This window comes from Nonomuraea sp. B1E8, assembly GCF_039871515.1.
GTDB lineage: Bacteria > Actinomycetota > Actinomycetes > Streptosporangiales > Streptosporangiaceae > Nonomuraea.
In genome coordinates this window covers 990,080-1,012,889 of sequence record NZ_JBDPLS010000001.1, presented here as the reverse complement: position 1 = coordinate 1,012,889, position 22,810 = coordinate 990,080, and the positions used below count along the sequence as shown (strand labels likewise).

Sequence of the window (22,810 nt, the reverse complement as noted above, 5' to 3'; positions counted from 1 at the left end):
GGCCTATGGCGACTTTGGTGCTGCTACGGCACGGCGAGAGCGACTGGAACGCGAAGGGCCTGTTCACCGGCTGGGTGGACGTGAGCCTGTCGGCCAAGGGCGAGGACGAGGCACGCCGGGGCGGCAAGCTCCTCCAGGAAGCCGGGCTCCGCCCGGACGTCGTCCACACCAGCCTGCTGACCAGGGCCATCCAGACGGCCCAGCTGGCGCTGGGGGCGGCCGACCTGCTCTGGCTCCCGGTCAAGCGCAGCTGGCGGCTGAACGAACGCCACTACGGCGCCCTGCAGGGCAAGAACAAGGCGCAGACCAGGGAGGAGTTCGGTGAGGAGCAGTTCATGCTCTGGCGCCGCTCCTACGACACGCCCCCGCCGCCGATCGCCGACGACGACGAGTTCTCCCAGGCCGGCGACCCGCGCTACGCCCTGCTCCCCTCGGAGCTCATGCCCCGCACCGAGTGCCTGAAGGACGTCGTCGAGCGCATGCTCCCCTACTGGTACGACGAGATCGTCCCCGACCTCGCCGCCGGCCGCACGGTCCTGGTGGCGGCCCACGGCAACTCCCTGCGGGCCCTGGTCAAGCACCTCGACGGCATCGGCGACGAGGAGATCGCCGGCCTCAACATCCCGACGGGCATCCCGCTGGTCTACGACCTCGACGCCGACTACAACCCGGCGGTGCGGGGCGGCCGCTACCTCGACCCCGAGGCGGCCAAGGCGGCCATCGAAGCCGTCGCCAACCAGGGCCGCTGACCTGTCCGGCCGAGGGCGGCGGCGCTCCCGCGACGCCGCCCGGGGCGGCTAACCCGGGCGCGACCCCGTAACGAGATAGACGACATCCCCGGCCACGCGGACGGCGTGGTCCGCATAGCGCTCGTAGTAGCGCCCGATCAGCGTGATGTCGATCGCCGGCTCGACCCCGTGCGGCCAGTCCTTGGCCAGGATGTTCCTGAACAACCGCCGGTGCAGCCGGTCCATCGCGTCGTCGTCCTGCTCCAGCTCCAGCGCCGACTCCACGTCCCTGGACGCCACGCAGCTGCCGGCCTTGGTGACGAGGTTCTCCGCGATCTGCCCCATCTCCACGATCGTCGAGCGGGTCTCCGCGGGGATCGCCGAGTCGGGGTGGCGCAGGCGGGCGACCTTGGCGACGTGGACGGCGAGGTCGCCCATCCGCTCCAGGTCGGTGCCCATGCGCAGCGCCGTGATGACCATCCGCAGGTCCACCGCGACCGGCTGCTGCCTGGCCATCAGCTCGAAGATCGACGACTCGATGTCGGCGAAAACCGCGTTCACTTCCTCGTCGCGGGAGATCACGCTCTCGGCGAGCGCGAGGTCGGCGTCGAGCAGTGCCGTGGTGGCACGGGAGATGGCCGAGCGGACGAGCCTGGTCATCTCGACCAGCTTGTCGGTCAGCGAATCAAGTTCTTCATGGTACGCGTCGCGCATGCCGTCACCGTACGGGGCCGACGATGAACGAACTCCAACGCTCAGATGAACTTTCCAGGAAAGGCATGTTCATCCCCTGATGAGGGGGTCTGTCCTGCAGAAAAGGCGACCTACCATCGGAGACATGAGTGAGATGGCCATGAGCTTCGCGGCCCTGGCCGGGTTCGTCGTGGGCGCCCTGGCGGTCCTGTTCTACCGCAACCAGATCGAGGCCCCGAGCCGCACGGTCGCGAACGACGGCGTGGAGACGGGTGCGGCGCTGCCGCAGGGGGTGGCCTCCGTGCTCGCCGTCCTGCCGTCCTCCGCCGTGGTGCTCGACGCGCACGACCGCGTGCTGCGCGCCAGTTCGGCGGCGCGGGCGTTCGGGCTGGTCAAGGGCGAGCGGCTGATGGCCGCCGAGCTGCTCGCGCTGGCCAGGCAGGTGCGCCGCGACGGCGAGATCCGCGAGAGCGAGATCGACGTCGCGGGGCACAAGTTCGGCCAGGAGACCACGAGCTTCGCCGTCCGCGTGGCGCCGCTGGGCTCCCACGGCCAGGTGCTGGTGCTGGCCGAGGACCAGACCGAGCGGCGCAGGGTCGAGGCCGTGCGCCGCGACTTCGTCGCCAACGTCAGCCACGAGCTGAAGACCCCGGTGGGAGCGCTGAGCCTGCTCGCCGAGACCATCCAGGACGCGGCCGACGACCCCGAGGCGGTCACCCGCTTCGCCGGGCGCATGCAGCTGGAGGCCGCCCGGCTCAACTACCTCGTCCAGGACCTGATCACGCTCAGCCGGATCCAGGGCGCCGAACCCATCCCCACCCCTGGCCAGGTCTCGATCGACGAGGCCGTCAACGACGCCGTCGACCACTGCAACACCAGGGCCGCGGCCAAGGACATCGCGCTCGTCACCGGCGGCACCTCGGGTCTGCGCGTCTGGGGCGACGACGATCTGCTCGTCACCGCGCTGCGCAACCTGATCGACAACGCCGTCGGCTACAGTCCCGAGCACACGAGGGTCGTCGTCAGCGTGCGGCCCGCGGGCGACTCCGTCGAGATCAGCGTGAGCGACCAGGGCATCGGCATCCCGGAGGAGGCCCTGGAGCGCATCTTCGAGCGGTTCTTCCGCGTCGACGCGGCCAGGTCGCGTGCGACCGGCGGCACCGGCCTCGGCCTCGCCATCGTCAAACACGTCGCCGCCGCGCACGCGGGCGAGGTGACCGTCTGGAGCAAGGAAGGGTCCGGCTCCACCTTCACGCTCCGCCTGCCCGCGTTCGGCGGCACGGCGGTGGCAGTACCACCCTCGATTCCCCTGGAGGCCGCCAAATGACTCGAGTGCTCGTCGTGGAGGACGAGGAGTCCTTCTCCGACGCCCTGTCCTACATGCTCCGCAAGGAGGGCTTCGAGGTGTCGGTCGCGGCGACCGGGCCCGAGGCGCTCGACACCTTCGACCGCAACGGCGCCGACCTGGTGCTGCTCGACCTGATGTTGCCCGGACTGCCCGGTACGGAGGTGTGCCGGTCGCTCCGCCAGCGCTCCAAGGTGCCGGTGATCATGCTGACCGCCAAGGACAGCGAGATCGACAAGGTCGTCGGCCTCGAACTGGGCGCCGACGACTACGTCACCAAGCCGTTCTCCTCCCGCGAGCTCGTGGCCCGCATCCGCGCGGTCCTGCGCCGCCAGGGAGACGTCATCGAGGAGCTGGAGACGGCCGTGCTGGCCGTCGGCCCCGTACGCATGGACGTCGACCGCCACGTCGTCGCCGTGCGCGGTGAGCAGGTGCAGCTGCCGCTGAAGGAGTTCGAGCTGCTGGAGGTGCTGCTGCGCAACGCGGGGCGCGTCCTGACCAGGGGCCAGCTCATCGACCGGGTCTGGGGCGCCGACTACGTGGGCGACACCAAGACCCTCGACGTCCACGTCAAGCGCCTGCGCGCCAAGATCGAGTCCGATCCGTCCAACCCGCGCTGCATCCTGACCGTGCGCGGCCTGGGCTACAAGTTCGACGCCGTCGAAAGCTGAAAACCCCTGTTCCGGTACGTCTCGCGTACCGGAACAGGGGTTTTCGCGTGTCTAATGCCCCTCTTCCGCGGTGGCGGAGGGCGTCGGGGTGGGCGTGGGCGCGGGGGTGGCGTTGGGAGCCGGCGGGTAGTGCTGGAACTCGCGGCTGCGCGTGACCACAGGCACGTTCATGGACACGACGCCGGCCTTGGCGAACTGGAGGTCCAGCTTGATGCTCTCGCCGCCTCTGAGGCTCTTGGGGATCGACTCGAGCATGATCTGCGGGGTGGGCTTGCCGGTGTTGACGAGCTGGCCTACGGGAAGCTGGATCGGGGCCGTGACCTTGACCTCGCCCATGCCCCCTGCGGAGACCTTCTCCAGGGTGTCAGGGGCGTCCGACTTGTTGAGGATGTTGAGGTAGACGGGGGCGGAGCCGCGCCAGGCGAGCTGCGCCCCGGAGTCGGGGCCGAGGATGAACGCCTGCGGGATGTGAATGCCGCGCGTGCCGTAGGCACCCTTTTCGATCAACACTTGTGCCTCGTTGGGGGCGTACGGCTGGTTGGTGGTGGCGTCGAATCCTGCCCCGCAGCCCGCGAGCACGGGGGCTGCCAAGAACGCGGCGGCTACGACAATCCAGCGACTGCTGGTCACGGGCGGGTTCTCCTTGGTCTTGCGCATGCGTGGGTGAGGCTCACCCGCATGTCTCGCGCATGCGCATGAGCCGCGCCCACCTTATCGACCTGAATGCATGGTCATATCCGCACCCCCGCAGGTCATTCGCTATGTCCGCAAATGAGATTCATACAGTTGAGCACTTGTCAAGCCCCAATATGCGGCTTTGACCTGCAGTTATGAGGATTTCACTGTTCCGGGAGGCTGTGGATGCGTGGTACCCTGGAGTACAGCGGAAGGGGTACTTGTCACATGACTTTCCAGGTCGGCGACACTGTCGTCTACCCCCACCATGGGGCTGCTCGGATCGAAGCAATCACGACGCGATCCATCAAGGGTGAGGAAAAGACCTACCTGGTGCTCAAGGTCGACAAGGGCGACCTTACCGTCCAGGTGCCAGCAGAAAACGCAGAACTCGTCGGCGTGCGCGATGTTGTCGGCCAGGAAGGCCTTGAGCGAGTTTTCGACGTCCTTCGGATGCCGCACACCGAAGAGCCGACCAACTGGTCTCGTCGCTACAAGGCCAATCTGGAGAAGCTCGCCTCCGGCGATGTGAACAAGGTCGCCGAGGTGGTTCGGGACCTGTGGCGGAGAGACCGCGAGCGCGGCCTGTCCGCGGGCGAGAAGCGCATGCTCGCCAAGGCGCGCCAGATCCTGGTCAGCGAGTTGGCCCTGGCCGAGAAGACCAATGAGGACAAGGCTGAGGCCCTTCTCGACGAGGTTCTCAACTCCTGATTACGAATCTTCCACGGGTGGGCGTCGGGGTCGACGTCCACCCGTTCGCTTCCGGGCGCGAGCTCAACCTCGCCGGCCTGCACTGGCCGGGCGAGACCGGGCTCGACGGCCACTCCGACGGTGACGCCGCCGCCCATGCGGCCTGCGACGCCCTGCTGTCCGCCGCCGGTCTCGGCGATCTGGGCCGGCTGTTCGGCACGTCCGACCCGCGCTGGGCCGGAGCGTCGGGCGCCGCGCTGCTGGAGGAGACCGCGCGGCAGGTGCGCGCCGCCGGCTACGAGATCGGCAACGTCGCCATCCAGGTGATCGGCAACCGGCCGAAGCTCGCACCGCGACGCGCCGAGGCCGAGAAGGTGCTCGGCGCCGCGGTCGGCGCGCCGGTGAGTGTGAGCGCCACCACCACTGACGGGCTTGGGCTGACCGGCCGCGGCGAGGGCATCGCCGCGTTCGCCACCGCGCTGGTGGTCAACCTTTCGTGAACGCCGGGCGTCTTACGCAGGGACGCGTGAGGGTGTCCCGGCGGGGCGTCGCCTAGCCCGCCGAAGTCCGAAGGCGGCGGTTCGTCACTGGCGCGGTACGGACCGCCGCCTTCCTTTTTGGGTAGTTTGCCTGTTCAACGGGTAGGTCTGTCCGAAGACATGTGAACGTCTCGGGGGGAGCTACACATGATCGGCGCGATAGTTTCGGCAGTAGTCATCGGCGCCATAGTCGGGGCGCTCGGTCGGCTGCTGGTGCCCGGCAAGCAGAAGATGTCCATCGGCCTGACTCTCATCGTCGGCATCGTGGCCGCCCTGATCGGCACGCTGATCGCGCAGGCGTTCGGCTGGGCCGACACGAAGGGCATCGACTGGATCGAGCACATCCTCCAGCTCGTGCTGGCGGTCGCGGGCGTGCTCGCCGTGACGCGCATGGGGATCGGGCGCTCCGGCCGTACCGGCAGAACCTAGGTCTGACCTGCTCGTTCGTCATATTCTGCGCATAATCGCGGTAGATCGGGTAGCGAGCACCCCGTGGGAGTGAACCGATCACCCTCACGGGGAGGTTTGTGTCATGACAATCCAGTCCATCCTCGGCGCCATCCTGATCGGTGCCGTGATTGGCGCAATCGGCCGCCTGCTGCTTCCCGGCAGGCAGGCCATCGGCTGGATCCTCACCATCGTCGTCGGCATCGTGGCGGCCCTCCTGGGCACGCTGCTCGCGCAGGTGCTCGGCGTGGAGACGACGCCTGGCATCGACTGGATCGAACTGGTGATGCAGGTCGTGCTCGCGATCGTCGGCGTCGGCCTCGTCGCGGGGCTACGCCGGGGCTCGAAGGTCTAGGCTCGCGGCGCTGCGCCGCGCCTCGAAGATCCAGGCGGATCCGGGCGGGCCCGCCCGGGAAGGCTCCCGGGCGGGCCTTTCCTGCTGTCAGTCCTCCGGCGGGCGCGGGGTGCTGCGCAGCCGCTCCGAGGGCGCCGGGGTCTCGTCGTGGACCACGGGGTGCGGAGCGGTGTCCTCGTCCTCCCGCTCGGCCTCGTGGCGGTCGGCGGCCTCGGGACCGTGGGCGGGGTCGGGCCCGTCGTCGGCGACGACGGGATGCGGCTGCGTGTCGGCGTCCTTGTCGTCGGAGCGCGGGTGGACGAGGACGTCCTCCGGCTTGACCCGATCGCCCCACCGGACGGGCCGAGTCGGCGGCTCCGGCTGCCTGCCGGGCTCCTGCTCCTGCTCATGCCTGGGCTCCTGCTCTTGCTCCCGCTGGGGCTCTGGCTCCGGCTCCGACTGCCTGAGCTCCGGCTGCCGGCTGGCCTGTGGCTCCGGCTGCCCGTCCGGCTCGGACTGCGGCTGCGGATCTAAGTCCACGGGGCGGAGCTCGGGCGCTCTCCTCTCTTCCTCCTCCTGCACGGGCCACTCGGACACCTGCGCAGAGACGGGCGAAGGGGCGGGCTCATCATGCGAAGCCGTCCTCGGGGCGGGCTCGGCGCGCGTCTCGGGGACCGGCGCGTGCTCGGTGAGAGACGGCCTCTCCGGGGCGAGCGCGGGACCCGCGAGCGGCGACGGCGCGGCCGTCTCCGTGTCCGGCGACGGCCGGCCGAACGGCACGATGTCCTGCTCCGCGGCGGGCGCGGTGTCGGCGCCGCCCACTGATTCGCGACGGGCGTGCACGTGCTTGATCAGCAGCAGCCACAGCCACAGGGCCAGCGCCAGCATGACCCAGGGCGCAAGGGCCACGCCGATGGCCGTCTGGCGCACGTCGAACCCGAACCGCACCGCCGTCGCCACGTTCACCGCCGCGGCCGCCACGATGAGCAGGACCAGCACGAACGCCGCCTGCACGCGTACGAGCAGCTTGGCGGAGCGCAGCAGCAGCACGCTGATCAGCGCGACCGCCAGGAGCGCGTCGAAGGCCGCGGGATAGAGGTAGGCGAGGTCGGCGGCGGCCTCGCCGGTGACGGCCAGCGCGCGCAGGTCGTCGAAGGAGAGCGCGCACGCGGCCCCCGTGAGGGCGGCGACGGCGAGTCCGGCAAGGGCGATGCCCAGGCGGCGGAGCGCAGAAGGGGGAGTCACGTCCATGGCGGTTGTGAGCCTACAGAAGAATGAAGGGTCAGACCGATCTAGGAGGACACATGGCCGTGCTGTCAGAAGATGCCCGCAAGCTCCTGGACGCGCCGAATTTCGCCACGATCACCTCTATCAATCCGGACGGCGGCCCTCATTCGAGCGTGGTCTGGATCCGTACGGACGGCGACGACGTGATCTTCTCGACCGTGCAGGGGCGCGTGAAGCCGCGCAACTTCGAGCGTGACCCGAGGGCGAGCCTCCTGGTCATCGACCCGGACGACCCCTACCGCTACGTCGAGGTGCGCGGGCGGGTGACCATGACGTCCGACCCGGAGGGCGCGCTCATCGAGGAGTTGTCGCAGAAGTACCGGGGCCTGCCCTGGGAGGACAAACCGGGCACAGAGCGACTCATCGTGAGGATCTCTCCGGACAAGGTCACGTTGCGGGGCTGATTCAACGGTCAGGAGGCGGCTCTGAGGCGTTAGCCTTTCTTTTGTGAGCCTGCACATCTACGACACCAGCACACGCGCCATCCGCGAATTCGTTCCGGTCGAAGTTGGTCGGGCGTCGATTTACCTGTGTGGGGCTACCGTGCAGGCTCCTCCGCATATCGGGCATATCCGCTCGGGCGTGAACTTCGACGTGCTCCGCCGCTGGCTTGCGCGTTCCGGATATGACGTGACGTTCTGCCGCAACGTCACCGACATCGACGACAAGATCATCAGGGTGTCGGCCGAGGAGGGCGTGCCCTGGTTCGTCGTGGCCGAGCGCAACCAGCGGGCCTTCACCTGGGCGTACGACACCCTGGGCTGCCTCCCGCCGACCGTCGAGCCCCGCGCCACCGGGCACGTCCCCGAGATGATCACGCTTATGCAGCGGCTGATCGAGCGCGGCCACGCCTACGCCTCCGAGGGCGACGTCTACTTCGACGTGCAGTCCTACGCCGACCGCTACGGCTCACTCTCCAACCAGAAGGTGGAGAACATGCGGCCCGCGGCCGACACCGACGACGAGTCCTGCAAACGCGACCCCCGCGACTTCGCCCTGTGGAAGGGCGAGAAGCCCGGTGAGCCGACCTGGCCGACCCCCTGGGGGCCGGGCCGCCCCGGCTGGCACCTGGAGTGCTCGGCCATGGCGACGAAATACCTGGGGCCGGCGTTCGACATCCACGGGGGCGGGATCGACCTGATCTTCCCGCACCACGAGAACGAGATCGCCCAGTCGCAGGCGGCGGGTGACGGGTTCGCCCGCTACTGGATGCACAACGGCATGCTCAAGATCGGTGCGGAGAAGATGAGCAAGTCGCTCGGCAACTCCCTGCTGATCCCCGAGATGGTGCAGAAGGTGCGGCCCGTGGAGCTGCGCTACTACCTGGCGGCCCCGCACTACCGTTCCTCGATCGACTACTCCGAGGAGGCGCTGCAGGAGGCCGCCGCGGCCTACCAGCGCATCGAGGGCTTCGTCACGCGCGCCGCAGAGGTCATCCACGACGTCGACGCCCACGCGCCGCTGCCGCAGGCCTTCGCCGACGCGCTCGACGACGACCTGAGCACCCCGCAGGCGCTCGCGGTCGTGCACGAGGTGGTCCGCGAGGGCAACGTGGCGCTGTCGCGGGGCGACAAGGAGGCCGTGGCCCGGCTGCTCGCCGAGACCCAGAACATGCTCGACGTGCTCGGCCTCGACCCGCGCTCGCCACAGTGGCGGGACACGGGGTCCGACCTGTCGCCGGTGGTCGACGCGCTGGTGGCGGTGGCGCTGGAGCAGCGCCGTGCGGCGCGGGAACGTAAGGACTACGCGGCCGCCGACGCGATCAGAGACCAGCTGAGCGCCGCCGGCATCACGGTGGAGGACACCCCGCACGGGCCGCGCTGGGAGCTGAGCCGCTAGAAGGGCCGGGCGCCCTGGTCGCCCGGCCTCCTCGTGTTGAACGAGTTGCCCCGAGCCCCGAGTACCCTTGATGCCATGGCAGCAGGCGGCAGGGGCTCGGGCAGGCCCGCGAAGAAGAAGGGCCCGTCCAAAGGCACCGGAGGGCAGGGCCGCCGGTCCCTCGAGGGCAGGGGCGCGACCCCACCCGCGGAGATGCGGCACTGGTACAAAGACAAGGCCCGTGCCGAGCGCGTCGCCCGCGAAGAGCGCGGCGGCAGCCGCCGCGCCGCTCCCACCAGGTCCAGGCGTTCCGAAGACACACCCGAATACATCGGCGGGCGCAACCCGGTGCTCGAGGCCCTGCAGGCCGACGTGCCCGCCAACGCCCTCTACGTGGCCCAGCGCGTCGACAACGACGACCGCGTACGCGACTCCATCAAGATCGCGGCAGAGCGCGGCATCGCCCTGCTCGAAGTCACCCGCGACAAGCTCGACCGCCTGACGGAAGGCGCCGTCCACCAGGGCATCGCGCTCCAGATCCCCGCCTACGACTACGCGCACCCGTCAGAGCTGGTGGACCTCGCCCACGACGCCGGCGAACCCCCGCTGATTGTCGCCCTCGACTCGGTCACCGACCCGCGCAACCTCGGCGCCATCGCCCGCTCCGCCACCGCCTTCGGCGCCCACGGCCTGCTCATCCCCTCACGCCGCTCGGCCGGCGTCACGGGAGGCGCCTGGAAGACGTCCGCGGGAACACTCGCCACCCTGCGCGTCGCCCGCGCCGCCAACCTGACGGCCGCCCTGCGCGACTACCGCGACGCGGGCCTGTTCGTGGTCGGCCTCGACGGGGCCGGCGAAACCGACATCGGCGAAACCCAACTGCTGGCCGAGCCGCTCGTCGTGGTCGTGGGATCCGAGGGCAAGGGGCTCTCACGGCTGGTGCGCGAGCAGTGCGACGTGGTGACCCGCATCCCGATGCACGCATCCGCCGAATCCCTCAACGCGGGGGTGGCCGCAGGGGTGGCACTGTACGAAGTCGCTCGTCACAGGCGTCGCTAGCGTCTACACTGATAGGCCGCGCCGACGTAGCTCAATCGGCAGAGCATCTGTCTTGTAAACAGAAGGTCAGGGGTTCGATTCCCCTCGTCGGCTCGCAGGTAGAAGGCCCCTTCCGGGACTTGGAAGGGGCCTTTTCGATCTCGTACAGCAGCGATGTACAGCAACCGCTAGCTCGATTACGCCTTCATGGACACCATGAACGTCGGGCAGCCGGCTACGGAAGCCGGATCCGCGGCTACGTCTTCGATGTTCGGACGGGCAGGCGGCTGATCGAGTTCCGAACGTCCGCGACCAGATGCATCCACGATCAGGAGGCCACCCTCCTGTGCCAGAACTCGTTCTACTTTGACAATCCGCTCACGGCCTACGACACCTCGACCGGCAAGAAGCTGTGGCAGCTGCCGGTCGCGGAACGGGTGGCTCCCAGGATGACCACGGCCTACCGCGGACTCGTCTACGGCTCCACCAGCAATGGGCCGGTGATCCTCGACGCGCGCGCGGGCAAAGACAAGGTGACCACGTTGTCTGTCGCTCCCATCCGGGTCATTACCGGCTTCGGCTTCGCCGTACGTGAAAGGGAACGAAACAGCCTCTTCGCCTACCCAGCCACTGGCTGATCGGCCGCGGATGTCAACGACGCTCGAGTTTTCACGTGTCGTCGACAACGGCTGTCAGACGGACCTCAGATAAGGCGCGCCTGGCGCCGCCCGGTCAGTGGCGGTGTTCGGCGTGCTCCAATTCGGCGAAGAGTCGCGCTGCCTCGGGCGCGGGAAGCCGCTGTTCGAGTAGCGGCAGGTAGATCTCCTCTTCCTTCGCGAAATGGACCTTGACCAATGTGTACAGGCCGTAGAGCACACGTCGTAGAGCGGCCCGCCGTTCGTTGTTGAGCCCCTCTCTATCCACCGCATCGTGCAGCGTGCTGAGCTCGTGCGCGAGCCGACCGACCTCAACGTGGTCCCTGGACATCGTCGCGGTCGCCTCCGCAGCGCCCATCATCCGGGAGATCACGGGATACAGCACCCGGTCTTCGGCTTCGGCGTGCGGGATGAGATGGTTGCGCAAGAACAGCTCGAGCTCGGCGAGCGCAGTGTCGAGCGCCTCGGGTGTCGTGTGATCTAGCGTGTCGGCCACTGCGCACAGCGTTTCGATGTGTGGTAGCAAATGCGCGTGCTCGTCACGCAGCGGTTGGGTCAGCATGGTCGCGAGCTCCTCTCTGTGGAACCGGCGAAGTGGGCATGCGAAAAGCACACACTCATCCCCTTCATCAGGCTACAAGCTGCCGCGTCTCTCAGCGACGCGGGTGGCACGTATCGACCGGCGCACCCCGTCGGGGCGAATTCTTCCTTACCAGGCACGGCCCGAGAACGGATGCCTTGCGGCGTGGTTCCCGCGCGTTTGCGCCGCAGGATCCTGTCAAGGTAGGACGGTTCGCTGATCGTGTCGTCCTTGCCTATGCAGCGCAAGACGACCTGCTCGCGTGCCGATGGAGATGTGCTGATCGACCGCCTGGCGAGGGACTGTGGCCAGCGCCGGGCTAGGTTGGTCAGGTGGGGACCTATGAGGATCTACCGGCGGAGCTGGTGACCGAGCGGCTGCGGTTGCGGCGGTGGGTGCCGTCGGATGCCGAGGAGTACCGCGGGTTATGGCTTGAGCGGGATCCACGAGTGCCGCCGGCACGGCGGATCGACGCCGAGGGACGCCCGACGGTCGAGGACATCCGCGGCTGGCTCCTCGGCAATCCGCTGGCGGCGGATCCGGGGCTCGGGTTGCTGCCGATCGAGCTGCGAGACACCGGTGAGTTCATTGGGTACTGCGGATTGACCGTCGGTCAGGGATCTTTCGACGAACCTGAGATCGCGTACGAGCTGGCACAACGAGCTCACGGTCATGGTTACGCGACAGAAGCCGCCCGTGCGGTCATGGAAGCCGCCACTCGAACAGGACGTCGGCGACTCTGGGCGACCGTGTGGGAGTGGAACGTACCCTCGTTCCGCGTCCTCGAGAAGCTCGATTTCCACCGGAGCGACCGCATCACCGAGGACGCCGAACGTGGCAACACGATTTGGATGACACGCGTACTCGGCCCGAGGTAGAGACGTGAGCAGCAATGGTCGCCGGAACACATGTAACCGCAGGTCAGAAATGGGTTCGCTGGGTTTTCCCGATTGCTACTGGAACCCCCTATTCGCCGACGGCCTTGGAGAAGACATCGGCCGCCGTGGCTGCCTGCTCGTGGATGACGTGGGCGTAGACGCGGAGGATGATCGCCGGGTCGGCGTGGCCGAGGTGGGCCGCGACGACGTGGACGGGGACGCCCGCCAGGAGCAGCGTTGTGGCGTGGACGTGGCGGAGGTCGTGAGTGCGCCGTGCGGCGCTGTGAGTCGAGTGGAGTGAAAGACCTTCGCCGCTGACCCTGTCGCAGCAGGGAGGCGGAGCTGAGGGCAGCCTGATCCGCGTGGTGCCGGGGAGGGCGGGAGGAGCCCTGTCCAGTTCTCCGAGGACACGGGGATACCCTCGTCGGCCTGGCGGAGGAGTTCGGTCAGCTTCTTTCTGGCGTCCTCTTGAGTCCGGGCGGAGCCTTGGACGCGCTTGGCGGTCCCACCGAACCCGTACAGTTCCGCTCCTGGCCGACCTGCCAGGGGTGTCGACGCTTCAGCTGCGTGGGGGGAAGAGCGGTTCCTGCTGGGCGCGGCGGTATCGGACGTTCGGACTGCGATGGCTACCGCCGACGGTCTCGATGACGTTCTCTTCACGTAGGACGCGAAGCCATCTGCGGACGATCTGATCTCCGAGACCGGTGCGCGAGGACAGTTCGGCGCGGGAAAGCGTTTCGTGGCCCAGAGCGTCGAGGATCGTCTGCCGGCGGTCGGCGCGCTGCGGGTGCGGTGCGGATCGATGCTCCGCCAGGTGATAGCGCGTCCACCGGCCGGTTCCTTCCGGAAGGATCAATTCGCGGGAGACCAGATCCCGGAGCTCGAGTGTCGCGACGCGTGAGTCGACGCCGGTGTGCTCGCGATAGGACCTATTGTCCATGGGCTCGTCTTCGCCTTGCCGTAGGAGGGCGAGGAAGAGCCCTTGGCTGTCGGTGAGGCCGCTCTGCCCGAGCGCGGCTATCCACGCGATCGTCTCTGCGCGGAGCAGTGTGTGATGGGGGAAGGTCACCGAGAACCGAGATATCTTGTCCTCGAAACGGGGCGGGCTCATCCCAGCGCTGCGCAGGGCGTCGAGCATGCTGCGTCGAGGCATTCGAGGCCCACACCCGGCACGGGTTCCGCATCCTCCCCGGCCCTCCGCCTTCTTGACCTCGACGTCGCTGATGTCCGCACCCACCGCCCGCAGGTTCTGGACGATCTCCCCAAGATCGGCGGTCAGCACCATGAACCCCTGAGCTTGCTCGCCAACATGTTTGCAACCATGCCAACGAACAAGTTGTTTGACGAACGGGTTTCGCCGAGCTGACAGGTCGGGAAGCGGTGCTAACAAGGGGTGACCGGGCTTGTCTCGAATGATGAGGAGACGGCCCGCCGTACAACGCCGCACCCGCGATCGTGGCGATCGCTGTGGCTGAGTTACTGGTCGGCGTGGAGATGGTCGATGTGACCGACGGCCCAACGAAACGAGCAGGCTTTTGGGGACGACGTCCTCGCGTTGATCCCTGTTGAGAAGTACGCCATGGACGTCGCCAGGGTCTATGCACATCTCGTGGCGCATGTCGGTGGGAGGGTGAGACTCGAGGAGCGTACGATCTGCTGATCGCGGCAACGGCCGGGGCCACCGCGAGAACGATGAACACTTCGTCGGCATTCGACGATCTACTTGGCGTGCGCGTACAGGTCTTCCCCGCTGATGCCGACGGCAGCCCTGACGGCAACGCCCCCTGTCAGACGCACACTCTCGGCACCATCGAGCACCCTGCATCCTCAGGTTCTCGATGGGAGGCAGGGCGACTGCTACACCTGAAAAGCGGAAGATCGGCGCTTCGGCCCTGTCTCAGGGAGGCGTGGGCGTGGATCGTCATGGTGATCGTGGGCATCAGCTCGCCCAGTAATGGGGTCCCAGGGCCTGATGCATGATGATCTGTGTGGAGACAGACAGGAACGCGACGACAGCCGGCGCGTTAGGTGCGTTGCTGGACCGTTCGCTTGTTCAGATGGCAGAGGCTGCCGCGGACGCCAGAACCTTCCTGAGGGCCGGGGCCGCCGGCGACTCCGGCCGCGGCGCAGCACGTATGCCAAGCTTCCCTAATGACCTTCGGTCCGGCACATCAGGCAGTTGAACTCGAAGACCTGCCCACGCTCCGCGAACTGCTTGACAACGGCCACAGCGTCGAAGATCCCGGCGAAGATGGGTGGACCCTGTTGCACCACGCCATAGACGTGGAGATCGACTCACACGATCAGACCGGCGAACCCCTGCACGTCGATGTGACGGCCTACCTCCTTGCCCGAGGCGCCGACCCCCTCGCCTCATCCCCGAAGCACGGGACCCCTCTCCAACAAGCAGAGTCGCGACGCCACTGGCTCGCAGCCGAGATCATCCGAGCATGGATCGCCAGAGGCGAGACACCGGGGAATGAAAACGAAGCCTCCGGCGGGGGCTCTCCGGCTCCGGGATGATCGTTGTCCTGCTCATGGAGGCCGTAGCTGGCTGGGGTGGAAGCCTGATCATCCCGCCCACCATCGACCCGGGACAAGCCGAGCAGACCAAGGCCAGGGGGCCCGCCAGCATCCCCAGCAGTGATCCGACACCAGCCCGAGCATGAGAAACTTGCACCGATGGCCTTCTTGTAGGTGATGTGGAAGCGTGAGAACGCCCATGATCACAGACAGAAGGTCATCCTCGTTTCAGCGTCACACTAGGTAACGACAGCCGATCCGGACACCAGGGAACGATCATCCCGAACAGGCAACTTTGAAATCGCCCTGGATGATCGCAATGCGCACCTCGGGCGGGTAGAGGCTGCGCAGCGCTGCCACTGCTCAATGCGTATGCTCCATGCGTTGTCGTACATGGCGGGCGGGCGATGTGTCGCGGGCCATCGAGGTGGGGTGGCGGTAGCGGCCCGGCGAGACGCCGTACTCGCGGCGGAACGCGCCCGCGAACGCGAATTCGGTCGAGTATCCGACCTGGCGGGCGATCGTCGCCAGCGGAGCATCCGTCTCCCGCAGGAGCCGGGCCGCGCAGTCAAGGCGCCAGTCGGTCACATACTTCATGGGCGGCCTGCCCATCTGTGCGGTGAATCGCCGGGTGAACACCGTACGGGACATGCCCGCGACCTCGCTGAGCCCCGCCACCGTCCACGGCCTCGCCGGATCGCGGTGGATCTCCTGGATCGCGGTGGCGATCGCCGGATCGCCGATCACCGGCGTCCCGGCCGCGCCCTGCCGCTCGTGCCACTGGCGTAGAGCGTGGACAAGGGTCAGGTCCACCAGCGCGGAACGGCTCGCCCCGGTGCCCAACCGCGTCTGGGAAAGATCCGCGCCGAACAGCTCGGTCAGCGAGCGCAGTTCGGGATGGAGGTCATAGTCCGGCGTCACCGTGATGACGTCGGGGAGCGCCTGAAGGTACTGCGGAGCCCGGCCGTGTTCGAGCAGGTAGGCGCCGCACAGGAAGTCGAAGTCGAGAGGGCCGGGACCCAGAGGCTGCGAGCCGGGCTCCGCCACCGGAAGATCCTCCAGCGCGCCCGGAACATGGCTGAATCCGTGCTCGGCCCCGGACGGGACGAGAACGATGTCGCCCGCTCGTACCATCACCGGTTCTCCGGCCGCCCTGACCAGCCAGCAGCAGCCGCGCAACGCGATGTGAAATCCGCTGCCGGAGAAGGCGGGGAACCGCATTCCCCAGGATCCGGACTGCTTGATCAGGCGGGCGTTGGCGCTTCCGGCTCGGATGGTACGGATCACCTCGCTGATCACATCCATGCGGCAGATGGTAGCCAACATCGCCGGCCCGGCCTGGCGGCACACAGGCGTATGAAGCGGGGCCGTTCGCGTATGGCCCGGGCACGCGGCCGGTGGTTGAGTGTGCGTACATGATCGACCATTCGACGAGCGACGAAGAGACGGGCCGGGTGCTGCGCGCACACGCCGAGAAGGCGGACCGGAACGGTCGCGTGGCCCCCGAGAGCCTGCAGGCGGTCAGCGCGAGCGGGGGCTTCGCGCTGGGTACGCCGCGGGCGTACGGGGGCGCCGGGGCCGGTGCGGAGACCATGGCCCGGCGCCTGGCCTCGCTGGGGCGGGCCTGCCCGTCCACGGCCTGGATCACCGGAACGTGCGCGACCGGCAAGGACCTCGTGGCCGCGTACCTCCCTGGGCCGGTCCAGCAGGAGTACTTCGCCGACCCCGATGCCCTGGCCTGCGGGTCCGGTCTTCCCCTCGGCCGGGGCGAACCCGTCGCCGGAGGGATACGGGTGACGGGAAGCTGGCCGAACGTCTCCGGGTGCGAGGACGCGACCTGGGCAGGTCTTGCCCTGATGGTCGACGGCCGGCTCTGCTTCGCCGCCATCCCGGTGGCCGACCTGACCGTCGAGCGGACCTGGCACATGGCCGGCATGCGCGGGACCGGCAGCCACAGCCTCACCGCCGACGGCGTCCTGGTACCGGCCGAGCGGGTCGCGGAGATGTCCATGCCTCCAATCGGCAAACGGCTGAAGTACGGCCTCACGGTGCTCGGCCCCGTGGTGGGAGCCGCCCGCGGCGCCCTCGATGTGATCAACGAACTGTTCGCCTCCGACCGCAAGCCGTACATGACCACCTACTCGCGCATGGGGGAGTCACCGGGGGCCAGGCACTGGCTGGCGGAGTCGACCCACCTGGTGGACCGCGCCGAACGCACGATGCTCGCGATCTCCCGGGCGCTGGACTCGGCCGACCTGTCCGACGCCGACTACGCCGGCCTGGACATGGATCTGGCGGGGGCGGGTGGAGACTGCAGGGCGGCCGTCGAGCTCATGCTCGACCTGTACGGTGCGAGCGGGTTCGACACCGCGAACCCGCTGCAACGGTACTGGCGCGACGTCGCGGTCGGCAGCCGCCATCCGCACCTGCGGAACTATCTGGCGGTGGAGAGGCTCGGCTCAGCGCTGGCCGGCCAGCACATCGGACAGGGGTGACGACGGACGCGACACTGTTCTTAGGGTGCGGCGGGGACCATGAGGCCTCGCCCGGCGGGTCCCAGGGCGCCTCGTCGGACAGGTTCGAGACGCGTGCTCGGGGGGTGGCGGAGCGCTGGCAGGGCTCCGCCGACGACAACGCCTGGCGCAGGGGGTTCGTCGCGCTGGAAGTCCTGAACCCACACGGATGGAACCACGTTGGCCGCATCGCGGCCTGGGTGAACAGAAGCTCGCACAACGGCGCCTGGCGGCTGGCCGCCAAGCTGCCTGCCGATCCCCCGGGCGATGCCGACGTGCGATGGCCGGACGGCGAGGTCTCGCAGGTGCCGCTCATCTTGGCGGCGAGCGCGTACGCGGAGTTCAGCAAGCCGGCCGACCTCATCGAAGAGGAGTGCCCGGCCAGGGGATGCCGCCCGCTTCGGGTGACCGGCGTGAAACTGGGCAAGGTCCCGCTGGAGACCAGTCGCGGCACGATCCAGGTGCCCGCCTGGAAGTTCACCGTAGAGGGGGTCGAGCAGAAGAAGATCCATGTGGCGGTAGACCCCTCGGCCGTCACCGCCCGTCCCGAACGGACACAGGGAGGCGTCGAAGAGGTGATGGCGTTCGACCTCGTCGCCGGCAAGCCTGACGAGTTGCTTCTCCGCTACGGGTTCGGCGCCTGCGACACCGTTCACGGGCCGCGCGCATACGAGACCGACCAACTGGTGGTGGTCGACATGGACGAGGAGGACTCCAGCTCTGGCAAGGCTTGCCCGGCGATTCTCCATACGGCGACGACCACCGTCACGCTCGCCCGGCCGCTCGGCGACCGCCTCGTACTTGACTCGGGGACGGGGCTGCCGGTGCTGCGGGGACTGAACAGGCACTGACGGCCCGGCGACCACATGCAGCCAGATCGGACAGTTCTTCTGACGATGGCAGCCGTAGCTCGAGTTGTGGCGTGGTCAGCAACGCAGTCTTACCTGGTCGCATGCCGCCTCTCCACGACCACCGCCTGAGTTCGTCGGGGGGCGTGGAGTACCTCGTCGATGAGGGCGGGCTTTCGGGGCAAGGTGCCGTTTGTCGCGTTCTCTCGGAAGGCATCCAGCGCGAGGGCGGCGAAGCGGCGGGCCGCGACGGTTCGGGTGGCGGGGCGGGTGGATGACAGTCCGCGGCCGGCCAGGAGGATGAGCACGAGGTCGTCGGTGGCGAAGTCGTGCCGCAGCCGCCCGGCTTGCTTCGCCCGGGTGGCGAGGGCTCGGAGCCGGCGGAGAAGCGTTGTGCGGTGTTCCGCGAACACGGGTGCCTGGGGGTTTGCTGACATGAAGGCGTCCACGAACCCCCTGTTCTGCACGTTGAGCACGCTCAGGCTTTCGATGACGGACGAGAAGCCGCGCCAGGGGTCTGGGTCGGCGCATCCGTCCTCGACGATCTGGCGGCATGCACGCAGTTCGTGCGCGAACACGTCGTTGACGAGTGCCTGCTTCGTTGGAAAGCGTCGGTAGAGGGTCGCCGGACCCACTTCGGCGCGGCGCGCTATCTCTCGCATCGAGACCTCAAGGCCGCGCTCGGAAAACAGGGTGCGGGCGGCGTCCAGGATCCTGTCGCGATTCTCCTGCGCGTCTGCGCGAAGGTTGTGAGTCACTTCTTCCGTCATCGTTCTCACTTCCGCTAAGTGGACGTATGCGTCCACTACGGTCCGGATCGTAGCTGAGCACGGGGAGACGCTGATGCGTGCGGTAGTGATTGAGCGGTTCGGTGGCCCGTCCGGGATGGCGGTACGTGAGGTCGCCGATCCGGTTCCAGCCGTTGGCCAGGTCCTGGTCAGGGCTGAGGCGATCGGGGTCGGCGGGGTGGATGCCGTGATCCGTCGCGGGACTCTCGGTGACTACGGGTTCGCCGAGGGACTGATTCCGGGCAGCGAGGTTGCCGGCGTGGTCACCGCGGTCGGGGACGGCATCGATCCGTCATGGCTCGGGCGGCGCGTGTGGGCGTTCACCGGGACGAGCGGAGGCTACGCCGAACAGGCCACGGCTCACATCGATGATGTCACCGCCCTCCCCGACGGGCTCTCGTCGGTCGACGCCGTAACGCTCGGCAGTGCGGGCCCTGTTGCACACTTCGCGCTTGCGCACGCACACTTCAACGCTGGTGAGTCGGTGCTCGTACGCGGCGCGGGGGGCAGCATCGGCATCGCTACGGTGGAACTCGCTGCCCGAGGTGGTGCGAGCGTCGTCGCGGTCACCACGTCCTCTCCAGAGCGCGGGGAACGGCTCCGGGACCTGGGTGCGACGCTTGTGCTCGACCGTGCGGGGCACGGTGACGACGACGGACCGGGCACATTCGACGTGATCATCGACATCGTCGGCGGGAACGACCTGCCTGCGTTCATCGACCGGCTCGCGCCCAACGGCCGCATGGTCGCCGTCGGCGTCGTGGCAGGCATGCCGCCGGCAGACTTCGGGATGCACCTCATGCGGTCCTTCCAACAGTCACGCTCGTTCGCGACGTTCAGCCTCAATACGGTCCCCGTCGTCGCGCGCAACACCGTTCGTTCCGAGCAGTTCGACGCGGCCGCGAAGGGGCGCCTGCACCCTGTCGTACACGAGGTGTTGAAGCTCGATCAGGCTGCCCAGGCGCATCGTCAGATGGACAACGGAACCGTGTTCGGTCGTATCGTCCTCACCCCGTGACCGTGCCGATGAGGCCGTGCACGATGTTTCGCGGCCGCTTCAGAAGCGAGTCGTCGCATCGACGAAGGCTTGGCGTCGTACGTCTTGTTCCGTCAGGCCGGAGACCGCGCTCAGGTTCGCGCCGGTGAGGCGTGCGCCGGTCAGGTTGGCGTTGGTCAGATTCGCGCCGCTCAGGTCCGTGCCGCGTAGGTTCGCGCCGAGCAGGTCGGCGTTGGTCAGGTCCGCGCCGCGCAGGTCGGTGCTGAACAGGTTCGCGCTCCGCAAGTTCGCGCCGCGCAGATCCGTGCCGCTCAGGCCCGCGAGGCTCAGGTTCGCGCCGCTCAGATCCGCGCCGGGCAGGTCAGCGTCGTTCAGACCGGCGCTGGTCAGGTCCGCGCCGTCCAGGGTCGCGCCGCGCAGGTCGGCGCCGAGCAGGCTGGCGCTGGTCAGGTCCGCGTCGCTCAGGGTCGCCTCGGCGAGCTGCGCCTCGAACAGGCCCGCGTTGGTCAGCGTCGCCTCGGTGAGGTCCGCGTCGGTGAGGGTCGCCTCGGTGAGGTTCGCGTAGGTCATGTTCGTCGCGGCGAGGTCCGCGTCGGCGAGGTTCGCGTTGGTCAGGTTCGCTCTGGTGAGGTTCGCGCCGGCCAGGGTCGCGCCGGCCAGGTTCGTTTCGGCCAGGTTGGTCTGGGTCAGGTTCGCCTTCAGAAGGTCCGCGTTGGCCAGGGTCGCGTTGCTCAGGTCGCCGTCGCTCAGGTTCGCGCGGGCCAGCTTTGCACCGGGCATGCGGATCTCCATCAGATTGATGGCGCCGGCATCCAGTCGGGCCTCTCGGCGGCCCACTGCGGTCAGCGCGGCCTGGATGTCAGTGGCCGGTCTCGCAGGGAGCTTCGCCGTACGTTCGGGGTCGTGTTCGCGGACGAACGCCGTCAGGACGTCGTAGACATTCTGATGGTCGCGGGGTGAATCCCTGGCGACGCGTTCGAGGGCGTAGACGCCTCCGAGCCGTACATCGAGCTTGTTGGAGCCGAGTTGGTCGACGGCTTTCGTGTAACGGTCGGTGAACTGTGCCTGGCGCGTGGCGTCGAGGGTCTGCGCGGTATACGACAGGCCTTGTGCGGTGAACACGACGCCGCCGATCACGACCAGCCCGGTCGCGGCCTGGATGAGGGTGTGCCTGGCGGCATTGACCGCTTCGACTCGCTCGCTGGCGGTCATCTCCCGCCGCTCGGCAGCGGTGAGGACGGCGCGCTCACCGGCCAGGCGGCGGGCTGCCGGGCCGAGCAGGAAGGCGATCACCAGGCAGGACGCTCCGGCCAGGGCGACTCCGGCGAACGTCCATCGGGCCCAGTCCGGGAGGGATCGGGTTGCGGCCGCTACTGCGCCGACCACGATCAGGGCCGCAACCGGAAGAAGCCAGAGGCGCCCCCGTGGATGCACTTGTGGCGCCTCGGCATCTGCCGGTGGCGGCGTCTGCTCAGGTTCGGCGGCACGTGCTGCGGCGCGGATGGCGCGGCGGGCTTTGGCCGCTGCCGCCGCAGCGATGATCTCCCGGGCCGGCACTCGGGGGTGGCTGCGCTTCATCCCTCAATTGCAGCGCTTCGTCGAGGCCGATGAAGCCCGCTATAGATCACGATTCCTCACCGGTCCGGAGATGGGTGCCGCAGAAAGCGGGCCGAGCCGGTTACGCGATGAGGAGGAGCACGCTGATCACCAGCATCACCGCTGCGGTGGCGCCGTGGACGCCGTAGGCGGCTGCCTTGGGGCCGTTGTTGTGCAGCACGATCAACGCGTCGCCCACGGGTATGACGGTCGCGGCCAGCATCACCCAGCCCAGCAGGTGGGATGATCCGCCGGCCAGCAGGATGAGGATGAAGAGCCCGCTGGCCATGTCGCGCACGGCCTTGACGGCCAGCCATGCCCGGAAGGTGCGGTCCTCGGTCGGCGTGTCGGGGATGCCGAAGCCGGCCGCGCCCTGTGGCGCCCACAACGCACGTACGCCCATGACGATGACGCCCACCCCGACCAGTCCGGCGAGCACGGTGGCGACATTGGTGAGCATGCTTGTTCCTCTCGGTACGCTATCTAGCGGAGCTAGATGATGTGTCGACGATAGCTATACCTCTGGCAGAATGTCTAGCGTTGCTAGGGTCGGGTCGTGTCGGTCATCAGAGAGCGCCGTGTACGTGAGCGCGCCCAACGCCATCAGCTGATCATCACAGCCGCCCGCGAACTCGCCGAGGCCGAAGGCTGGGAGGCGGTGACCACGCGAAGGCTCGCTGAGCGTGTCGAGTACAGCCAGCCGGTGCTCTACAGCCACTTCAGCGGCAAGGACGCCATCGTGCGCGCCGTTGCGATCGACGGCTTCGGCGAGCTCGCCGCCCACCTGCGCCGCGCCCGGTCGGCCGGCCCCGAGCCGCGGCAGGCCCTGCACGCCGTCTGCCGCGCCTACCTGGAGTTCGCCACTGAGCGGCCCGCCCTCTACCAGGCCATGTTCGTCATGCCGACCGACGTGAAGTTCGCGCACGGCGACGACGGCCGGGCGGGGTCATGTGTGACAGCGCAGGCCCGGCTGGCCGGGAACGGGTTTCCGTGCGCCGCCCGCTCACGCCGGTCGTCGGTGTCGGTGCCCTGGCCGTGCACGCGGAGGAGTTCCGCCCTGGGGAGAGGTGTTGCGCGGAGACGCGCCGGACATCGCCGTGCGCTACGCGGAGGTCTTCGCCCGGTCGCGGGGGCGGCCGGCCCCGGGCCGGCAGCCCCCCACGTCC

26 protein-coding genes, 1 tRNA gene and 1 pseudogene are annotated in these 22,810 nt (G+C 68.4%); 18 read left to right on the top strand and 10 right to left on the bottom strand.

Annotation, left to right across the window (positions count from 1 at the left end):
• The first annotated feature begins 5 nt into the window (after window positions 1-5).
• A complete protein-coding gene (locus ABGA98_RS04770; RefSeq protein ID WP_132641612.1) occupies window positions 6-749 on the top strand; it encodes a phosphoglyceromutase in 744 nt (247 codons plus the stop codon).
• Window positions 750-797: 48 nt separating this feature from the next.
• On the opposite strand, the gene phoU is transcribed toward ABGA98_RS04770, so the two are convergent.
• Entirely contained in the window at window positions 798-1,442 is a 645-nt protein-coding gene (gene phoU / locus ABGA98_RS04765) for a phosphate signaling complex protein PhoU (protein WP_347616910.1), read from the bottom strand.
• A 124-nt stretch (window positions 1,443-1,566) separates the two neighbouring features.
• Between phoU and ABGA98_RS04760 the strand changes: the two genes are divergently transcribed.
• Together ABGA98_RS04760 and ABGA98_RS04755 are read left to right on the top strand one after the other, a co-directional pair.
• Window positions 1,567-2,748: an ATP-binding protein gene (locus ABGA98_RS04760; RefSeq protein WP_347616909.1), complete on the top strand. Its 1,182-nt coding sequence runs from the start codon at window positions 1,567-1,569 to the stop codon at window positions 2,746-2,748.
• Window positions 2,745-3,437, top strand: a complete 693-nt coding sequence (locus tag ABGA98_RS04755) for a response regulator transcription factor (RefSeq protein ID WP_132516891.1) — start codon at window positions 2,745-2,747, stop codon at window positions 3,435-3,437. Before ABGA98_RS04760 ends, ABGA98_RS04755 begins: the two co-directional genes overlap by 4 nt.
• A 51-nt stretch (window positions 3,438-3,488) precedes the next feature.
• Here ABGA98_RS04755 and ABGA98_RS04750 read toward each other — a convergent pair whose 3' ends face one another.
• Entirely contained in the window at window positions 3,489-4,067 is a 579-nt protein-coding gene (locus tag ABGA98_RS04750) for a copper chaperone PCu(A)C (RefSeq protein WP_347616908.1), read from the bottom strand.
• Window positions 4,068-4,340: 273 nt separating this feature from the next.
• Between ABGA98_RS04750 and ABGA98_RS04745 the strand changes: the two genes are divergently transcribed.
• The 4 genes from ABGA98_RS04745 to ABGA98_RS04730 all read left to right on the top strand — a co-directional run bounded on the left by ABGA98_RS04745 (window position 4,341) and on the right by ABGA98_RS04730 (window position 6,143).
• The gene (locus ABGA98_RS04745; protein WP_020544658.1) at window positions 4,341-4,823 is read left to right on the top strand and encodes a CarD family transcriptional regulator; all 483 of its coding nucleotides are present in this window, start codon (window positions 4,341-4,343) and stop codon (window positions 4,821-4,823) included.
• A gap of 17 nt (window positions 4,824-4,840) precedes the next feature.
• Window positions 4,841-5,302 carry a 2-C-methyl-D-erythritol 2,4-cyclodiphosphate synthase gene (gene ispF, locus ABGA98_RS04740; protein ID WP_347616907.1) on the top strand — a complete coding sequence of 154 codons (462 nt, stop codon included), beginning with the start codon at window positions 4,841-4,843 and terminating at the stop codon, window positions 5,300-5,302.
• 186 nt (window positions 5,303-5,488) lie between these two features.
• Window positions 5,489-5,770 (top strand): GlsB/YeaQ/YmgE family stress response membrane protein, encoded by a 282-nt coding sequence (locus tag ABGA98_RS04735; protein WP_347616906.1) that lies wholly within the window; start codon window positions 5,489-5,491, stop codon window positions 5,768-5,770.
• Window positions 5,771-5,873: 103 nt separating this feature from the next.
• Entirely contained in the window at window positions 5,874-6,143 is a 270-nt protein-coding gene (locus ABGA98_RS04730; RefSeq protein ID WP_347616905.1) for a GlsB/YeaQ/YmgE family stress response membrane protein, read from the top strand.
• Window positions 6,144-6,230: 87 nt separating this feature from the next.
• Here the strand turns inward: ABGA98_RS04730 and ABGA98_RS04725 are convergent, their stop codons facing one another.
• Window positions 6,231-7,373 (bottom strand): DUF2637 domain-containing protein, encoded by a 1,143-nt coding sequence (locus tag ABGA98_RS04725; protein WP_347616904.1) that lies wholly within the window; start codon window positions 7,371-7,373, stop codon window positions 6,231-6,233.
• 53 nt (window positions 7,374-7,426) lie between these two features.
• On the opposite strand from ABGA98_RS04725, the gene ABGA98_RS04720 reads away from it, so the two are divergent.
• The 5 genes from ABGA98_RS04720 (at window position 7,427) to ABGA98_RS04700 (ending at window position 10,903) form a co-directional block, all read left to right on the top strand.
• Window positions 7,427-7,813, top strand: coding sequence for a PPOX class F420-dependent oxidoreductase (locus tag ABGA98_RS04720; RefSeq protein ID WP_347616903.1), 387 nt, complete (start codon window positions 7,427-7,429; stop codon window positions 7,811-7,813).
• 43 nt (window positions 7,814-7,856) lie between these two features.
• The gene (gene cysS / locus ABGA98_RS04715) at window positions 7,857-9,248 is read left to right on the top strand and encodes a cysteine--tRNA ligase (RefSeq protein WP_347616902.1); all 1,392 of its coding nucleotides are present in this window, start codon (window positions 7,857-7,859) and stop codon (window positions 9,246-9,248) included.
• A gap of 75 nt (window positions 9,249-9,323) precedes the next feature.
• Window positions 9,324-10,286: a 23S rRNA (guanosine(2251)-2'-O)-methyltransferase RlmB gene (rlmB, locus tag ABGA98_RS04710; protein WP_347616901.1), complete on the top strand. Its 963-nt coding sequence runs from the start codon at window positions 9,324-9,326 to the stop codon at window positions 10,284-10,286.
• Between the two features lie 20 nt (window positions 10,287-10,306).
• Window positions 10,307-10,379: transfer RNA gene (locus tag ABGA98_RS04705), tRNA-Thr, on the top strand.
• A 26-nt stretch (window positions 10,380-10,405) separates the two neighbouring features.
• Window positions 10,406-10,903 carry a hypothetical protein gene (locus ABGA98_RS04700; protein ID WP_347616900.1) on the top strand — a complete coding sequence of 166 codons (498 nt, stop codon included), beginning with the start codon at window positions 10,406-10,408 and terminating at the stop codon, window positions 10,901-10,903.
• Window positions 10,904-10,997: 94 nt separating this feature from the next.
• Here ABGA98_RS04700 and ABGA98_RS04695 read toward each other — a convergent pair whose 3' ends face one another.
• On the bottom strand, window positions 10,998-11,483 hold the full coding sequence (locus tag ABGA98_RS04695; protein ID WP_347616899.1) for a hemerythrin domain-containing protein: 486 nt from the start codon (window positions 11,481-11,483) through the stop codon (window positions 10,998-11,000).
• Between the two features lie 350 nt (window positions 11,484-11,833).
• Between ABGA98_RS04695 and ABGA98_RS04690 the strand changes: the two genes are divergently transcribed.
• Window positions 11,834-12,379: a GNAT family N-acetyltransferase gene (locus ABGA98_RS04690; RefSeq protein WP_347616898.1), complete on the top strand. Its 546-nt coding sequence runs from the start codon at window positions 11,834-11,836 to the stop codon at window positions 12,377-12,379.
• Window positions 12,380-12,467: 88 nt separating this feature from the next.
• Here the strand turns inward: ABGA98_RS04690 and ABGA98_RS04685 are convergent, their stop codons facing one another.
• Together ABGA98_RS04685 and ABGA98_RS04680 are read right to left on the bottom strand one after the other, a co-directional pair.
• On the bottom strand, window positions 12,468-12,608 hold the full coding sequence (locus tag ABGA98_RS04685; RefSeq protein WP_347617706.1) for an integrase: 141 nt from the start codon (window positions 12,606-12,608) through the stop codon (window positions 12,468-12,470).
• A 330-nt stretch (window positions 12,609-12,938) separates the two neighbouring features.
• Window positions 12,939-13,664 (bottom strand): hypothetical protein, encoded by a 726-nt coding sequence (locus tag ABGA98_RS04680; protein ID WP_347616897.1) that lies wholly within the window; start codon window positions 13,662-13,664, stop codon window positions 12,939-12,941.
• Window positions 13,665-14,530: 866 nt separating this feature from the next.
• Between ABGA98_RS04680 and ABGA98_RS04675 the strand changes: the two genes are divergently transcribed.
• Window positions 14,531-14,902, top strand: coding sequence for an ankyrin repeat domain-containing protein (locus ABGA98_RS04675; RefSeq protein WP_347616896.1), 372 nt, complete (start codon window positions 14,531-14,533; stop codon window positions 14,900-14,902).
• Window positions 14,903-15,265: 363 nt separating this feature from the next.
• Here ABGA98_RS04675 and ABGA98_RS04670 read toward each other — a convergent pair whose 3' ends face one another.
• A complete protein-coding gene (locus ABGA98_RS04670) occupies window positions 15,266-16,207 on the bottom strand; it encodes an AraC family transcriptional regulator (protein WP_347616895.1) in 942 nt (313 codons plus the stop codon).
• Window positions 16,208-16,317: 110 nt separating this feature from the next.
• On the opposite strand from ABGA98_RS04670, the gene ABGA98_RS04665 reads away from it, so the two are divergent.
• Together ABGA98_RS04665 and ABGA98_RS04660 are read left to right on the top strand one after the other, a co-directional pair.
• Window positions 16,318-17,397, top strand: a complete 1,080-nt coding sequence (locus ABGA98_RS04665; RefSeq protein ID WP_347616894.1) for an acyl-CoA dehydrogenase family protein — start codon at window positions 16,318-16,320, stop codon at window positions 17,395-17,397.
• A 104-nt stretch (window positions 17,398-17,501) separates the two neighbouring features.
• Window positions 17,502-18,266 carry a hypothetical protein gene (locus ABGA98_RS04660; protein ID WP_347616893.1) on the top strand — a complete coding sequence of 255 codons (765 nt, stop codon included), beginning with the start codon at window positions 17,502-17,504 and terminating at the stop codon, window positions 18,264-18,266.
• Between the two features lie 89 nt (window positions 18,267-18,355).
• On the opposite strand, the gene ABGA98_RS04655 is transcribed toward ABGA98_RS04660, so the two are convergent.
• Window positions 18,356-19,033 (bottom strand): helix-turn-helix domain-containing protein, encoded by a 678-nt coding sequence (locus tag ABGA98_RS04655; protein WP_347616892.1) that lies wholly within the window; start codon window positions 19,031-19,033, stop codon window positions 18,356-18,358.
• A gap of 73 nt (window positions 19,034-19,106) precedes the next feature.
• Between ABGA98_RS04655 and ABGA98_RS04650 the strand changes: the two genes are divergently transcribed.
• A complete protein-coding gene (locus tag ABGA98_RS04650; protein ID WP_347616891.1) occupies window positions 19,107-20,069 on the top strand; it encodes a zinc-dependent alcohol dehydrogenase family protein in 963 nt (320 codons plus the stop codon).
• A 39-nt stretch (window positions 20,070-20,108) separates the two neighbouring features.
• On the opposite strand, the gene ABGA98_RS04645 is transcribed toward ABGA98_RS04650, so the two are convergent.
• Window positions 20,109-21,626, bottom strand: coding sequence for a pentapeptide repeat-containing protein (locus ABGA98_RS04645; RefSeq protein ID WP_347616890.1), 1,518 nt, complete (start codon window positions 21,624-21,626; stop codon window positions 20,109-20,111).
• A 100-nt stretch (window positions 21,627-21,726) separates the two neighbouring features.
• Window positions 21,727-22,104, bottom strand: coding sequence for a DUF4267 domain-containing protein (locus ABGA98_RS04640; protein WP_347616889.1), 378 nt, complete (start codon window positions 22,102-22,104; stop codon window positions 21,727-21,729).
• Between the two features lie 96 nt (window positions 22,105-22,200).
• Here ABGA98_RS04640 and ABGA98_RS04635 point away from each other — a divergent pair.
• A pseudogene (locus tag ABGA98_RS04635) lies at window positions 22,201-22,515 on the top strand (helix-turn-helix domain-containing protein); the annotation flags it as partial.
• Window positions 22,516-22,810 lie beyond the last annotated feature (295 nt).